Annotated in this window: 14 protein-coding genes; 1 reads left to right on the forward strand and 13 read right to left on the reverse strand. The window is 47.0% G+C overall.

The window, feature by feature from the left end; all coding sequences use genetic code 11:
• Window positions 1–60: 60 nt before the first annotated feature.
• Together BT105_RS04845 and BT105_RS04850 are read right to left on the reverse strand one after the other, a co-directional pair.
• Window positions 61–1,794 (reverse strand): hypothetical protein, encoded by a 1,734-nt coding sequence (locus tag BT105_RS04845; RefSeq protein ID WP_072299688.1) that lies wholly within the window; start codon window positions 1,792–1,794, stop codon window positions 61–63.
• A 4-nt stretch (window positions 1,795–1,798) separates the two neighbouring features.
• Window positions 1,799–2,365, reverse strand: coding sequence for an RNA polymerase sigma factor (locus tag BT105_RS04850; RefSeq protein ID WP_072299689.1), 567 nt, complete (start codon window positions 2,363–2,365; stop codon window positions 1,799–1,801).
• Window positions 2,366–2,733: 368 nt separating this feature from the next.
• Here BT105_RS04850 and BT105_RS04855 point away from each other — a divergent pair, with 368 nt between their 5' ends.
• Complete coding sequence (locus BT105_RS04855) at window positions 2,734–3,579, forward strand: Rossmann-like and DUF2520 domain-containing protein (RefSeq protein WP_028515782.1); 846 nt, start codon at window positions 2,734–2,736, stop codon at window positions 3,577–3,579.
• Window positions 3,580–3,620: 41 nt separating this feature from the next.
• Here BT105_RS04855 and BT105_RS04860 read toward each other — a convergent pair whose 3' ends face one another.
• The 11 genes from BT105_RS04860 to BT105_RS04910 form a co-directional block, all read right to left on the reverse strand.
• Window positions 3,621–3,998, reverse strand: a complete 378-nt coding sequence (locus BT105_RS04860; RefSeq protein ID WP_072299690.1) for a hypothetical protein — start codon at window positions 3,996–3,998, stop codon at window positions 3,621–3,623.
• A gap of 10 nt (window positions 3,999–4,008) precedes the next feature.
• A complete protein-coding gene (locus BT105_RS04865; RefSeq protein ID WP_072299691.1) occupies window positions 4,009–4,974 on the reverse strand; it encodes a hypothetical protein in 966 nt (321 codons plus the stop codon).
• A gap of 396 nt (window positions 4,975–5,370) precedes the next feature.
• Window positions 5,371–6,342 (reverse strand): hypothetical protein, encoded by a 972-nt coding sequence (locus tag BT105_RS04870; protein WP_072299692.1) that lies wholly within the window; start codon window positions 6,340–6,342, stop codon window positions 5,371–5,373.
• A 318-nt stretch (window positions 6,343–6,660) separates the two neighbouring features.
• A complete protein-coding gene (locus BT105_RS04875; protein ID WP_072299693.1) occupies window positions 6,661–7,830 on the reverse strand; it encodes an anti-sigma-I factor RsgI family protein in 1,170 nt (389 codons plus the stop codon).
• Window positions 7,827–8,549 (reverse strand): sigma-70 family RNA polymerase sigma factor, encoded by a 723-nt coding sequence (locus tag BT105_RS04880; RefSeq protein WP_072299694.1) that lies wholly within the window; start codon window positions 8,547–8,549, stop codon window positions 7,827–7,829. The genes BT105_RS04875 and BT105_RS04880 overlap by 4 nt, the downstream gene beginning before the upstream one ends.
• 229 nt (window positions 8,550–8,778) lie before the next feature.
• Window positions 8,779–10,455, reverse strand: a complete 1,677-nt coding sequence (locus tag BT105_RS04885) for an AMP-binding protein (protein ID WP_072299695.1) — start codon at window positions 10,453–10,455, stop codon at window positions 8,779–8,781.
• Window positions 10,456–10,494: 39 nt separating this feature from the next.
• The gene (locus BT105_RS04890) at window positions 10,495–11,040 is read right to left on the reverse strand and encodes a helix-turn-helix domain-containing protein (protein WP_028515789.1); all 546 of its coding nucleotides are present in this window, start codon (window positions 11,038–11,040) and stop codon (window positions 10,495–10,497) included.
• A 155-nt stretch (window positions 11,041–11,195) separates the two neighbouring features.
• On the reverse strand, window positions 11,196–11,657 hold the full coding sequence (locus BT105_RS04895; protein ID WP_081367796.1) for a hypothetical protein: 462 nt from the start codon (window positions 11,655–11,657) through the stop codon (window positions 11,196–11,198).
• Complete coding sequence (locus tag BT105_RS04900) at window positions 11,658–12,527, reverse strand: metal ABC transporter permease (RefSeq protein ID WP_242940084.1); 870 nt, start codon at window positions 12,525–12,527, stop codon at window positions 11,658–11,660.
• Complete coding sequence (locus BT105_RS04905) at window positions 12,520–13,242, reverse strand: metal ABC transporter ATP-binding protein (RefSeq protein WP_072299696.1); 723 nt, start codon at window positions 13,240–13,242, stop codon at window positions 12,520–12,522. Before BT105_RS04905 ends, BT105_RS04900 begins: the two co-directional genes overlap by 8 nt.
• Entirely contained in the window at window positions 13,242–14,228 is a 987-nt protein-coding gene (locus BT105_RS04910) for a metal ABC transporter substrate-binding protein (RefSeq protein WP_072299697.1), read from the reverse strand. Before BT105_RS04910 ends, BT105_RS04905 begins: the two co-directional genes overlap by 1 nt.
• Window positions 14,229–14,370: the final 142 nt, after the last annotated feature.

A 14,370-nucleotide genomic window follows, 5' to 3' on the forward strand; every position in this document is an offset into this window, starting at 1 on the left:
GAATACGGCTTTTGTCAAGGCACAGGAAAGCCGCCCTCCATTCGGAGGGCGGCAGGTGAGTTATTCACTTAGTATTTTTTCAATCTCGCTGTATGCGTTTTCGTCATCGCAGACGTAAAACCTGTTCAGGCAGTCAGATTCGCTCTTGGGCTCTCTGATGTTTGTTACAGCAAGCTTGCCGTCAATGTCTGTAACTTCACAGCCTGCAAAGCATATCATTGTCTTTCCGTCCCACGCCTTGCCGATACGCAGCTCTGTTATGCTGTCATTATTGTTATCTGTTGTACCTATTATACCGATATCATAGCCGAAATAATTGGAATCATCTGTCATTTTCCAGTCGTATCTGCCGAGGCATTCTTTCAGCTTCTGCATTTTATCATCTGTGATATCGAACTGCTTGGTGTCAAGCGCTGAATACAGCCAGTCAACACGGTCAATGAAAGAAAGGTCAACGGGGACTTCCTTAGTCAGTTCGGAGTGTTTGCTGTTGATATAATCAGTTATCTGCTGAACTGCATTGATATTGTCCTTATTTATCCATGAAGATGTATATACAGGTTCTTCTATGCCGTCATCGTTTGGCTGCCATTCTCCATATCCGATAAAGGTGATATCTGAAGATGACATGATAATGAAACTGTAACGTATATTATCTTCATAACAGCTCAAATCAATTATTGATATGCTGTTCTGCATATTTTCTTCAATAAATGACGAAGTATCGTCCAGTTTTTCCCATTTGCATTTCCTGAGAATATTATAGATGAAGTCGTTATCTTCCTTGTTGAGCGTTATAGGATAATATTCAAATGGAAGTTCTATTTCCCATTCTCTGTTAAGGATAGATTTTTCTTCGTTATATGAGCGAATAAAATCTTCACCGAAAATCTCGTTCATCTTGCTTTTGATAAGGTCATAATCTATCTTGTAGCACTTTGTAACATCATTGATGTCTATAGTTTCATCGACAGCACCATATTGTATCATTCTGTTCATAGCATTTTTATCTGACGGATCATAGTTTTCATCTGTGTAATCACTTTCAAGCCTTACCTTGCAGCTTGTAAGCACCACAGTACTCTGGTCACCGTCAAAATTAAGTATAATGAAATCATCGTCAGATAAGCTGTAGAAACAGAATCGTTCATAGGTATACAGAAACTCGGGGAGCACCTTAGGTTCATCATCTGCCTCTTCCCATTCTAAGCTGTTAAAGAAGTCAGCAAGCTCCTGACGCTTTTCAAGGGGGATAACATTGCCGCCCCGTAAGCTGAATCCCGTTCTGCCGTCGCCGCCTTCTTCTTCAGATTTGCCAAAGTTGACAAAGATAGCTGTTTTGCTGTCCGGATCAGGTCTGCTGAATTCATGAGCCGCAAAATCGAACGGACAGCTGTTGTTAAGCGGTTCAGTGGTCGGCTGTTCCGTGGTTGTCTGCTCGGTAGTAGGCTCCTCTGTAATATTCTCCTTATCGGATATAGTGGGCGTATTTGAGAAATGCTTATATGCCTTGAATCCGCCTGCTGCTCCGCCTATGAGTATAGCTGCGGCAGCCGCCATGCTCAGGCACTTTTTCCACAGGGGACGTTTGCAGACGACCTCAACGCCGCTGACGGTCTGTTCGTCGGTCTCCGTGAATTTTGATGTATTGTTTGCTTTATTTAATTTTTCCTGACTCATTCTGAACACCTTCTCTTTTTCTTCTGCGTCATCGGGCGGAAATTCCTCAGATAGCCTGTCAATGACGCTCTGCTCGGTGTTTTCGAGAATATCAAATTCTTTTTTCTCTTCCATGACATCACCTTCCTTCGCCGATATCCGTAAGTATCTTTTTCAGCTTATCCATTGCGCGGCTTAGCCTTTTTCTCACCGCTTCGGGCTTAAGACCGACTTTATCGGCGATATCTGCGGATTTCCTTCCGTAATAGTATTTCTGCATTATTATGTAGCTGTCGGGCTCTCCGAGAGACTTTACCGCGTCAAGAAGCGCGTGGCAGGTCTCGGCTTTTTCGGCAAGCTCGTCAACTTTATCGGCAGAGGGCAGCTGCAAGGCTTCCTCGCCGTCCACAGGGACTGTATTCACCGACCTTACACGAAGCTTTCGGAACATATCAACAGACCTGTTACGCGCTATAGCCGCTATAAATCCCTTGATATCGCCGCTGTAGCCGTTATCTGTGCTGTAGTGCAGGAATACGTCGCTGAAAACATCGCTGACGCATGCGTCGATATCCTCCCGTGAAGCATAGCTTCTCAGGCGATTGAAAACTATTGTGTAGACGTAGTTGTAGTATTCGTCGAAAATAAGCCTGTGAGCTTTCTGCGGAGAGCTTTTCAGAAGCTCCCTTGCCTGCTGGTCGGTCATTTTATCCCTCCGTAGAATTAATAAGCTTTCAAATGCATTTGTCACGCTCTGTAATGCATACTCGCAGAAGAAAAGCAAACTGTGACTATGATATCATATTTTTAAGTAAAATGCAATTCTGTGTTTCTGAATTGTTAATATTGAACAATGTCTAAATACACAAAACAACTTTGTTTTGTACACCTGCAAGGTCAAAAAATGATGAAGTTGCTTTTGAAAATGCCGCTTTTATGAATAAAAAATGTCATCATCTGATTTTTATATCAAAATAGTGCAAAAAATGCTCTAAAAATGCTTGTAAATTCCAAAAAGCTGTGATATAATGTAGAAAAGGTAACCAAATTAGAGGGTTACAGGAGGATATTAAAATGAAAATTGGATTTATAGGTGCAGGGAAAGTAGGTTTTTCCCTCGGCAGGTACTTTGCTGAGAACGGTATCTTTATCACGGGATACTACAGCAAAGCGCTTCAGTCTGCTACTGAAGCATCAAGATTTACCAAGAGCCGCGCATATGACAATATGGCGGAGCTTGTGGGCGACAGCGACGTGATATTTTTAACTGTCCCCGACAGCGCTATCAAAGAGGTGTATGATCAGGTCAAGGCTGTGGGTATCGGCGGCAAGCAGATATGCCACTGCAGCGGAGCTATGTCCGTAGCTGAGGCGTTCCCCGATATCGCAAGATTCGGTGCAAGCGGCTTCTCTATACACCCGCTTTTCCCGATTACCAGCAAGTATGACTCCTTCAAGGAGCTGGGCAAGGCGTTTTTCTGTATCGAGGGCAGTGACGAGTTCATCGGCGTTTGGGACGAGCTTCTGCGCAAAATGGGCAACGGCACCAAGGTCATCTCCAGTGAGAATAAGGCTCAGTACAACGCAGCCTGCTCGATTTCGAGCAATCTGGTCTGCGCACTTGCGGCAGAGAGTCTCGCTCTTATGGAGAAGTGCGGCTTCTCGCAGACAGAGGCGCTGAAGGCTTTTCAGCCTCTTATCATGAACAATATCAAGCGTATCCTTGCCTTAGGTCCTGTGGAGGCTCTCTCAGGTCCCGTGGAGCGCAATGACATCGGTATGGTCAGAAAGCACCTTGAATGTATGGAAAACGATACCGACAGGAGTATGTACAAGGCTGTTTCCATGAAGCTTGTTGATGTGGCTCAGCAGAAGAACAATGAGGCGGATTTTTCCGAGCTCAGAAGAATACTCAGATAATATGCACAGACGAGAAAAGCTCCGCGATTGCGGAGCTTTTTTTAGTTTATTATATCAGGCGAAGCGTAAACGATGTCGCTTTCCTTTATTTCTCCTTTGGTTTTGAGCCATATCCGAACCCATACGGTGTCCGGCGGCTCTTCGAGATCGGGATTGTATATGGTCTTGTCAGCCGCTATTTCTTTGACCTTGGTGTAATAATGCCCCACCCAGTTGCTCCATGCCAGCTTGTACACTACAGCAGGAGTGTCCTCGGTATAGCTGTGTACGCTTTCCCTGTCGGTGTCAATATAGACCGTATCGCCGACCTTTACGCTGTCCTTGTTTATGAGCATTACGGTTATCCTGTAGCCGAAAAGCGTTTTTTTGCACTCCGAGATTATCTGCCAGAGGGAATAGCGTATTTCTTCCAGCCGCATTATCAGCTCATTATATAGCCTGATCGGGAACTATGATAGCTCCGTTGAGGCTGAGGTTGCGCAGGAAAATAAGACGAGCCTTGTCGATACATTCGGGCTTTACCATGTAGTAGAGGTAGTGCTCCATAAGATTGAACATATCAAAGGTGCGTCCCTCTATCTTGAACTGATTGAAGCCCATAGGCACATACTTGTTCCAGATATCGTCGGGAGTGATGTGATTGCTGAGTCCCTTTACGTCGAAAAGGCTCCTGTGCTCGCAGTTGCACTCGAATATAGCCTTTGCCTCGGGGTGAGAAGCGGCAAATTTCGCAGAATCAAAGGGAACATTCGGGTACTTTCTTACGTGATTTGCGTAGGCTATCTGCTCCAGACCTATTGTCTGATAGTGGAGCGAGCGGTTGGCACACTGGGGATTACAGCAGGCATTCACCAGTATCTCGCACTTGCTCTTGTCGGGTATCTTTTCAAGTATATCGAACTTGTTGTTGAGGTCATAGTCCAGCACGACGATGTGGTAGTCCTTACAGACCTCGCTGTAGAGAGCTTCGGGCTCGGTTATGCGCTTGCAGGTGGAGCTTGTCAGCTTGTAGTTGGGATAGGTCTTTCTTATGTAGTCCTCAAGGATAGGGGACATGACTATGCACTCGTTCATGCCGTTGTCAGCTATATGCATTACCATGTTGCAGAAATCATCGCTGAGGTGCTTTTTTTCTATCATTGGATTGGTAAATGTAAAGCGGAGCGGTATGCCTTTCTTGTTGAAGTAGTTGGTGACTCCCTTAACGAAGTCCTTCTGGCACATACCGTGAACTACTCGTCCGCCGTTCCATAATGAGGGGGGGAACACGCCGTATATCGAAGCTATCTCGACGCCCTCGCGGAAGAGCTCGGGGCTGTTTTCGAGCATAGTGAGAAATACAACATTGAATTTGAACATTCTTGCGAAATCGGGCAGGTGAAATCTTACCTTCATGGTCATCCTCCTAAATGCGTCATACGCGGAAATTATACTGTTATTATAGCATACAATCCTATGAATATCAAGATTCGCGGAGAAAAATTCCCGTATTATTATTTTTATGCCGCGAAAACGGGCGCGCAGGCTCTGCGCTTATAGCATATTTCGTGCAGGAAATCAATAATAGAGGAAAAAAACAGCAAGATATGGCAAAAAAAGAGCGCCGCAAAAATGTGCTTTGCGGCGCTTTCTTTACATCTTGGTTATCCGCACTTTTACCGAGCGTGCAGATACAAGGGTAAAAGAGGATAAAGGGGATTGGGATTGGATCGAAGTGACCTGTCTTTTTGGGGAATACCTTTTCAGGCAAAGACAAGTTAAGTTTTATGCTGAACAGTCAATAAATACTGATTATTCCTCAGTTGCAGCTGCCTCTGTAGCGGCCTCTGTTGTTGCCTCAACTGCAGCAGCAGCTTCAGCAGCCTTGAGAGCTTCTCTCTCCTTAGGACCAAGGTGCTCGTGCTTAGGAGCAACTGGTGGCTTAGGAGGCTCTGGCTTCTCTGCCTCAGCAGGAGGTGTTGGAGGTGTAGGAGGAACTGGCTTCTCGCCGTCCTCAACAGGCTTAGGAGGCTCTGGCTTCTCAGCGTTCTCGTCGATTACTGGAGGTGCCGGTGGCTCTGGCTTCTCAGCGTTCTCATCAATTACCGGAGCAACAGGAGCTGCTGGAGCCTCTGGCTTGTCGTGCTTGAAGTGAACGTCAGCGTGAACGTCCTTAGCGTTCATGATCTTTTCCTTAACATCGTCCTCGATGAAGTCGATCTTGCTTATATCAATAGAATCCTTGAACTGCATGAAGAGATCTGTGAGCTCGAGGTGAACAGGTCTGAGTGGCTTTGCAGGCTTCTTAGCGTCTTCCTCAGAAGCCTCAGCCTCTGTTACAGCCTCAGGAGCCTCAGGAGCTTCGCCTTCAACTACAGGAGCAGTGGGCTTCTCGTTCTCATGGAAGTGTACGTCAACCTTCTCGATGAGGTCCCAGTTCTCGATGATTGTATCGTTGAGGATCTCAATGTTGTTTGCTTCGATGAATGAGCGGATCTGCTCGATAAGATCAGTTACGTCAACGATTACTGGAGGTGCCGGTGGCTCTGGCTTCTCGCCGTCCTCAAGCTCAGCGGGAGCTACAGGAGGCTCTGGCTTTTCGCCGTCTTCGAGTACAGGAGCCTCAGGCTTCTCAGCCTCAGCTGCTTCTGTTACTTCCTCAGTTGCTGCTGCAACTGTTGTTACTGCTTCTTCTGTTGTTTCTGCTGCGAAAGCGCTGAAGCTTCCAGCTGATGCCATCATAGACATTGCAGCGAGTGCAGCAAAGATCTTTTTGCTTCTCATTGTAATTACTCCTTTTTTACGGACGGATAAGTCCTTTTATTTTACTCCCGTGGGAGCATTTGACTTAGTGCGAACTTTTTATTTGTTCGCCTTATGTTAACAGTTTACGGAGCATGAAATAAAAAAGTGGGGTATTCTGAAAAAATTTCCAAAAAAATTTTTTGTGTTTGTTTTTTATTGGATATATGGCAAAAAAACGGGATAAAAAAAGAACACTGCCGTGCTTGGCAGTGCTCTTTTTCCCGTCTGATCGACCGATAAAGAGGAATGTGAGGTCGGACGGTTTTATGAAGGATCTCATGTTTCCTATTTTTTAGGTTAGGGAAGGGGAATTGGAAGTGGAGGGGTTATAGTTTTTTCTGCTTCGGGCAGTGCTTCCCGGGCAGGTCCTGTATTCTTATCCGTCTCGGGAGTCGGAGCTTCCGGAGCTGGTGCTTCGGGAGAAGGAGCTTGCGGAACAGGCGGCTCGGGGAGCGGAGTAAGAGCTTTGTATGGATTTATCTCCGAAAGTCTGATAGTATCCAATACTTCCTTTTCAAGCTGTATTCTTATCTCGGGTGCCGCAGGAGCAGGAGGAGCTGCGCCCTCATCGGGCTTTGGCGGCTCGACCTTGTCATCGGGCTTAGGAGCTGTATTCTTATCAGCAGGCTTCGGAGGTTCGGGAGCTTCAGGTGAAACAGGAGGAGCAGGAGGTGCGTCGGGCTGTTTTACCTGCGGAGCTGTATTATTGTTGCTGTTATTATTGTTTGCCGCAGGAGGAGCTGCAGGTGTCGGCGGAGTTACTTCCGCAGGCTTTGGCGGCTCGACCTTGTCGTCAGGCTTAGGAGCTGTATTCTTATCGGCAGGCTTCGGCGGATCGGGTTTTTTGTTATCCTTTGCAGGATCAGCCTTCGGCGGCTCGGGAGGAGTCTTTTCGTGAGGCTTATTGCCGTCAAGCTCCTGAACCTTTACCTTAACGTCGGGGATACCTGTGATAAGGTCTGACTTGTAGGAATTATATTCGGAAGGAGTTTCGGCTTTGATATAGATATCGACGGTGTCGCCGCTCTCTATGATGCCTTTGTCCTTTTCGATATCAATGATATCGTTTGCGGCGTCGAGCATATCCTTGCCCTTGCCGTCATAATTCTTGATTATCTCGTCACTGTCTGCATTCTCAGTGCTGATATTGAGCACCTTGCCCTTTTTGTTGAGCTCCATGCGCACATTAGCCTCAGATGAGATGAGCACAGTGGAGTGAGTCTTGTAGTTGCTTGAGTAGTAGAAGGCTCCTGCGGAGACTGCTATTGTCAGGCAGGCTGCGGCTGCAACAAATTTAGAAATATGCATACTGATCCTGCCGCGGTTGAGCTCCTCGGCGTTCATCAGAACAGGATCGGTGACAGTCTGTCCGACTTTATAGCGGAGATTTGCCGCCTGTACGAAGCGTGATTCTTCGTCCATAAGGACTGCATAGCCCTCGTGACATTCCATTACCATATATTTCATTTGTTTTCACCACCTTTGAGTACCTGCATTATGTGACCTCGCATTATCTCATAGCCGTTGGTGCAAATGAGAAGCACTGCCACAAGATAACGTCTGTGTCTTTCAAGAGACTTTCTCTCTACCTTTGCGCCCTCTGCCAGCTTTGCCAGCGGAACTCGCTTAGTTCTGAGGAAGTCCTCCAGTATTTCGGGATTATTTCTTGCGTACTGAACAGCCTTCTGGCATATTTCAAGAGTACGGCGCTGTCTCGGAGAATTCTCTGCAACGTCGGTCATTGAAACGCCGAAGTCCTGCATCTGAGCTGAAAGCTCGTCTATTTCCTGTTTTGTGGCTTCTCTTAGTTCGTTTTCTTGGTATGTATCGTGTTCGTCGCGTATTGTATCCTTCAGGTCCGGCTTGTCGTCGTCGGAAACGTCCAGTGATATCTGTCCCTTATTTCTTTTTTCTTTTCTGTAGTTGTCTATCAGGCGGTTCTTTATCTGCAATGCTGCAAATTTGAGGAAAGAGCCGCGGAGTTTGGAGTAGTTTCGGATAGATTCGTAAAAAGCGAACATAGCTATACTCAGCTCGTCATCGCTCTTGTCGGGCGGACGGTTGAGAAATTTGGCTGTTTCGGACTTGATAAATGGCATATAAGCTTCGATGAGCTCGTCTGCCGCGTGGCTGTCTTTTTTAGCCTTATAGACCTGGGATATGATTTGATGCGCATCAGAATTCATATGTGCCACCCCCAATGTAATAATAGTTTACGCACAGTATTTTATAAAAGCGGGGTAAATGCAAAAAAATATTAAGCCTGAGTAATATTTTTTCAGTTATTAGCTGTTAGTGATCAGCGCATAGCTGCGGCAGCAGACATTAACTAATCACTAAGCACTTGAAACTGATCACTTTTTATCCAGAAACAGCCATAAAGTCGCGACTTTATGGCTGATGTAGGTTTCTGATTTACTTTGCTGAGTTTTCCTCGTCCTGATGACGGATCTGTGCACGTTTTATCTTGCCGCCCAGAGTCTTTGGCAGTTCCTTTACGTACTCGATAACACGAGGATACTTATATGGAGCAGTCTCATGCTTAACATGATCCTGAAGCTCCTTTGTGAGCTCGGGTGACGGAGTATAGCCCTCTGCCAGAACGACTGTAGCCTTTACTACCTGTCCTCTTATAGGATCGGGAGCGCCTGTGATAGCGGATTCGACTACAGCAGGGTGGGTGAGAAGTGCGCTCTCTACCTCAAATGGTCCGATACGGTAGCCCGAGCACTTGATAACGTCGTCGTTTCTTCCCACGAACCAGTAATAGCCCTTGGAATCGCGCCATGCAACGTCACCTGTGTCGTAGTTCTTGCCGCCGAGAACAGCCTCGGTGAGCTCAGGGTTCTTGTAGTATCCGCAGAACAGACCTGTAGGACGCTCCTTGTCTATGCCGCATACCATGATGCTGCCCTCTTCACCGTCGTCGCACTCTGTACCGTCGGGACGGAGCAGGTGGATATTGTAGAGCGGTGAAGGCTTTCCTGTTGAGCCGGGCTTAGGATCTATCCACGGGAAGTTTGCGATAAGTACGGTACCCTCTGTCTGACCGAAGCCCTCGCGCATCTTCTTGCCTGTGAGCTCGTAGATACGGTTGAATACCTCAGGATTGAGGGGCTCGCCTGCGTTGCAGAAGTTCTGAATGGAGGACAGGTCATACTTTGTCATATCCTCCTGAAGCATGAATCTGTACATTGTAGGCGGTGCGCAGAATGTTGTCAGCTTGTAGTGGCTGATAACTTCCAGTATATCCTTTGCGTTGAATCTGCCTGTGAAGTCGTATGCGAACTGTATAGCGCCGCATATCCACTGTCCGTATATCTTGCCCCAGCCGAACTTAGCCCAGCCTGAGTCGGATATTGACATATGGAGCTTGTTCTCCTGTACCTGATGCCAGTACTTAGCGGTAACGATGTGACCAAGCGGATGTGCGAAGTTGTGACATACCATTTTAGGCATACCTGTTGAGCCTGATGTGAAGTATATCAGCATGGTATCTGTAGCCTTTGTAGCCTCGGCGCCTGTAGGACGCTCAAAGGTATCGGGGAACTTTTCGATCTCGTCCTCGAAGAAGTCCCAGCCCTCGCGTGGCTCTGCAACGGCTATCTTCTTGCGGAGAGTCTCTATCTGAGGAGCAGCTCCGTCTATCTGACCGCGTATGTATTCGTCATCGCAGGCGATGATAGCAGAGATACCTGCCATATTGCCGCGGTAAGCGATATCATGTGTAGTAAAGAGCAGGTTTCCTGGGATAAGGATAACGCCCATTTTGTGGAGAGCGGTAGCTATTACCCAGTACTCCCAGCGGCGGCGGAGTATAAGAAGTACTACATCGCCCTTTTTCAGTCCAAGGCTGCGGAAATAGTTGCAGGTCTTGTTTGAAAGCTTGGAAATATCAGTAAAAGTGAACGTCCTCTCCTGCTTATCGTGACTGAGCCATACAAGAGCCTTTTTCTCGGGCTCCTGCTTTGCCCATTCGTCAACGATGTCCCAGCCGAAGTTGAAGTCTTCGGGAACGTTTACACGGTAATTTTCCTTGAAATCCTCGTATGAATCAAATTCGATACGGGGAAGATATCGGTCTAAAAGCATGATTATAAGAACTCCTTTTTATTTGCCCAAAAGCGGCTTTTATTCAGCGATCATAGTGAGAAATCTTGCTTTGCTGTCGCCCACGCAGCGCTGTCCGTGGAGATAGGTCGGGTTGAAGTATATCGAATCGCCCTCGTGGAGGATGATCTCCTGATCCTCGAATACTACAGCGACAGTTCCCTTGAGAACAAGGTTGAACTCCTGTCCCGAGTGGCTTACGAGCTTTGCGGGCTCGTCCGACGGTTCAAGTGTAACAAGAAGCGGCTGCATAACCTTATCGGCATAGCGGAAAGCGAGATCCTTGAAGCGATAACCGGGGAAACGGCTTATGCTTCTGCCCTTGCCGCGGCGGACAACCTGATAAGTGTCGATACGGCTGGGTTCGCCTGTGACGAGCTCATTGAAATCGACTCCGAATTTGTTTGCAATCTCATAGATGACGCTGATAGGAAAGTCACCGTTCTGTTCATAGCCTGCGTACTGCTCGGCAGTAAGACCAAGCTCCTGTGCAAGCTTTTCCTGTGTGTAGTCGCACACCTCGCGCAGCTCACGTATACGTGCTGCGATCTCATTAATGGTTTCCATAGCGCAACCTCCTCTTTGATAATATACTGAAATACATTTAAACTGTATAAATTTAATGATAGCACATTTTGAAGTCTCTTGTCAAGACATGGGGGTATTTATGGTAAAGAAAAACACTTCCGCGCATAAAAGCAGAAGTGTTTTGTGCTTTTTGCTCATTGGAGCTTATAGGAAGCATTTTTTAGCTGGCAGTATGTATAATTATCCTCTTTATATGTTGTGAAAGTGCCTGTAACGGTGATAAGCGCATTTTCAAACGGGTAATCGTCGGGATACTTATAGTCCTTTCCAAGGTCGAATTCAAGTCCCTGCTGACAGCAGGCTGTGGCGTCTGCGATAATAACGGAGAAGTATGTTTTATCCGTGTTTTCGTTGTGATAGGCGTTGAAATTGCCTGTTACCCTGATTTTTTTGCCCATATAGTCATCGGGAGTCGTTATCATGCTGTATACGGTGCTGTAGACCATAGTGCTGCTCATTTTTGTCAGGTCAAGGTCTATGCCGTCGGCGGAGGAGCTTTTTGCGTTATCCGCGGAGCTTTCCGCACTTTTCTGAGTGTTGCCGCAGCCTGAGAAAATGGCTGCACACAGGCATAAAACAACTGCAAGCTTTTTCATTTATTTTCCTCTCCTTAGTATGAATGATGTAAGACAGAATATGAAGAAAACGATGATATCTGCCGAAACTATAGTCGAACCTACGGGAGTTCCTGCAAGTATTGAGATTATTATGCCGAAGAACGCACAGAGCAGGGAGATTATCACCGAGCAGATGATAACGCTGCGGAAGCTCTTGAATACGCGCATTGCCGACAGGGCAGGGAAGATTATCAGTGCCGATATCAGCAGAGAGCCTACGAAGTTCATAGCGATGACGATTATCATGGCTATGACAACTGCAATGAGCAGATTGTAAAGGTCTGAGCGTATGCCCGTAGCCTTTGCAAAGCTCTCGTCGAATGTAACTGCGAATATCTTATTGTAGAATATGAGGAATATTGCGATAACTATGACCGACATTCCAACACATATCCATACATCGGCAATTGACAGCGTCAGTATAGCCGTCGAGCCGAACAGCGTACTGCACACATCGGCGGTAACGTTGCCCGATGTTCTGCCGCTGCCGCTCTGAGAGGCGATATTCATGAGCATATAGCCCAGAGCCAGAGCTCCCACGGATATCATGGCAATGGCGGCGTCGCCTTTTATCTTGGTATTGCTGCCTGTTCTCAGCAGTAGCACTGCCGAGCATACAGTGACTGGCATGATTATGAGCATATTGTTGGTGACACCCGTGATAGTAGCTACAGCCATAGCGCCGAATGCTACGTGGGAGAGTCCGTCGCCGATGAATGAAAAGCGCTTCATTACCAGCGTTACGCCTAAAAGCGAGGAGCAGAGCGCTATGAGTAGTCCTACTATAAGAGCATAGCGTACTGTAGGCATTTCAAAGTATCTGCCCAGCGTTGAAAACATATCACTCATCGTCCTCACCTCCCATAACAGAAAGGAAAGCCTGGCCTATCTTGCTGTTCATGTAGTCCTCTTTAGTGCCGAAGAACAGCTGCTTGCCGCCGATATGCAGAATATGGGAAGCATATCTCACGGCGGCGTTCATATCATGGGATACCATGATGACGGTTATGCCGTCCTTTTTGTTGAGACTGTCGATAAGCTCGTACATCTCATTGGTAGCCTTTGGATCGAGTCCTGTTACGGGCTCGTCAAGGAGTATCATCTTTCTTGCGGCGCAGAGGGCTCTTGCAAGGAGCACTCGCTGCTGCTGACCGCCTGAAAGCTCTCTGTAGCAGCGTTTGGTGAGGGGCTCTATTTCAAGTCTCCTCATCATGTCGTGAGCCAGCTTCTTTTCCTCTTTGCTGTAAAACGGACGAAGTCCGCAGCGGTTCATACAGCCCGAGAGAACTATCTCACGCACTGAGGCGGGGAAGTCTCTCTGCACCATAGTCTGCTGCGGAAGATATCCTATCTCATTTTTGCCCATGCCGCCGCAAAGCTCGATATTGCCGCTGACGGGAGGCTTCAGTCCGAGAAGAGCCTTTATAAGCGTACTCTTTCCCGAGCCGTTCTCACCGACTATACAGAGGTAATCGCCGCTGCTGACGGTAAAGTTCAGATTTTTTGCAATGACGTCGCCCTCATAGCCAAGGGAAACGTTTTCACATTTTAGCAATGCGCTCATTAGTCAAGCACCCTCTTCAATGTTTCAAGATTTTCATTCATAAGGGAAATATAGCTTGCTCCGCCGTTTATGTCGTTCTTTGTTACGGACTGGAGCGAATTGAGCTTTTCAATAGTGATGTCCTTTTTCTTGGAGTTTGATATTATGGACTTGGCAATGGAATCATCGGAGTTTTCGATGATAAATACAGTGTCGAGGTCAAGCTCGTCCACCTTTTCTGCCAGCTTTGCAATAGTCTCGAAGCTTGCGGCAGTTTCTGCTGAGCAGCCTACGAATGCTGCGTAGTAGTCGATATTGTAGTCGTCCACCAGATAGCGGAATGGGAATCTGTCGCCGAAAAGCACTGTTTTTGTCTTTGCGCTGTCAGCCATTTCCGTGAAGCCCTCGTCCAGCTTTTTCAGCTCGTTCTTGTAGGCTTCGAGGTTTGCACGGTACTTGTCTGCGTTATCAGCGTCCTTTTCGCAGACAGAATCGCATATAGCGTCGCAGATGACCTCTGCATTCTTTACGGACAGCCAAACGTGCTCGTCGTACTCGGGACCTTTCTCCTCTTCGCCCTCTTCTTCCTCTTCCTCCGGCTCCATGCCCTCCTTGAGTTCCTCTTCCTTGATGCTCTGTCCGAGGACGTCAAAGAGTCTGATCACCTTCATATCCTTGTTTTTTGCGTCCTGAAGTGTATCTGTCACCCAGCCCTCGGACTCGCCGCCTACGTACATGAGCAGGTCGCAGTCTGAGATAGTGAGTATATCCTGAGCTGTGGGCTGATAGTTGTGGAGGTCAACACCGCTGCCGAGAAGATATGTCACCTCAGCACTGTCGGTGTCGCCGATAATATTTTTAGTCCAGTCGTACTCCGAGAAAGTAGTGCAGACTATACTGAGCTTGCTGTCTTTTTTTGCAGCGCTTGTGTTTGAGCAGCCTGCGAATACGGAAGCAGCCAGAACTGCGGATACTGTAAGTGAAAGGGATTTGCTGAACTTGAACATTTGAATAACACCTCATATTTGAATTTGATAATCATTTTCAATTTATTATATATCATGTTTTCGGTTTTGTCAAGAGGGAAAATCATAAATTGAGAATTTATAAAAAAGCTGAGCCATACTTGACAATTCCTGTACTTTAATG

Origin of the sequence: Ruminococcus flavefaciens (assembly GCF_900119075.1) — a bacterium.
GTDB classification, from domain to species: Bacteria; Bacillota; Clostridia; order Oscillospirales; family Ruminococcaceae; genus Ruminococcus; species Ruminococcus flavefaciens_Q.

Bases quoted from the DNA above. Each gene is read 5' to 3' on its own strand.
- BT105_RS04875 (WP_072299693.1), bottom strand. From the start codon at position 7,830: ATGAAATATATGGTAATGGAATGTCACGAGGGCTATGCAGTCCTTATG.
- BT105_RS04870 (WP_072299692.1), bottom strand. From the start codon at position 6,342: ATGAGAAGCAAAAAGATCTTTGCTGCACTCGCTGCAATGTCTATGATG.
- BT105_RS04910 (WP_072299697.1), bottom strand. From the start codon at position 14,228: ATGTTCAAGTTCAGCAAATCCCTTTCACTTACAGTATCCGCAGTTCTG.
- BT105_RS04845 (WP_072299688.1), bottom strand. From the start codon at position 1,794: ATGGAAGAGAAAAAAGAATTTGATATTCTCGAAAACACCGAGCAGAGC.
- BT105_RS04855 (WP_028515782.1), top strand. From the start codon at position 2,734: ATGAAAATTGGATTTATAGGTGCAGGGAAAGTAGGTTTTTCCCTCGGC.
- BT105_RS04890 (WP_028515789.1), bottom strand. From the start codon at position 11,040: ATGGAAACCATTAATGAGATCGCAGCACGTATACGTGAGCTGCGCGAG.
- BT105_RS04885 (WP_072299695.1), bottom strand. From the start codon at position 10,455: ATGCTTTTAGACCGATATCTTCCCCGTATCGAATTTGATTCATACGAG.
- BT105_RS04865 (WP_072299691.1), bottom strand. From the start codon at position 4,974: ATGAAGGTAAGATTTCACCTGCCCGATTTCGCAAGAATGTTCAAATTC.
- BT105_RS04880 (WP_072299694.1), bottom strand. From the start codon at position 8,549: ATGAATTCTGATGCGCATCAAATCATATCCCAGGTCTATAAGGCTAAA.
- BT105_RS04900 (WP_242940084.1), bottom strand. From the start codon at position 12,527: ATGAGTGATATGTTTTCAACGCTGGGCAGATACTTTGAAATGCCTACA.
- BT105_RS04860 (WP_072299690.1), bottom strand. From the start codon at position 3,998: ATGCGGCTGGAAGAAATACGCTATTCCCTCTGGCAGATAATCTCGGAG.
- BT105_RS04905 (WP_072299696.1), bottom strand. From the start codon at position 13,242: ATGAGCGCATTGCTAAAATGTGAAAACGTTTCCCTTGGCTATGAGGGC.
- BT105_RS04850 (WP_072299689.1), bottom strand. From the start codon at position 2,365: ATGACCGACCAGCAGGCAAGGGAGCTTCTGAAAAGCTCTCCGCAGAAA.
- BT105_RS04895 (WP_081367796.1), bottom strand. From the start codon at position 11,657: ATGAAAAAGCTTGCAGTTGTTTTATGCCTGTGTGCAGCCATTTTCTCA.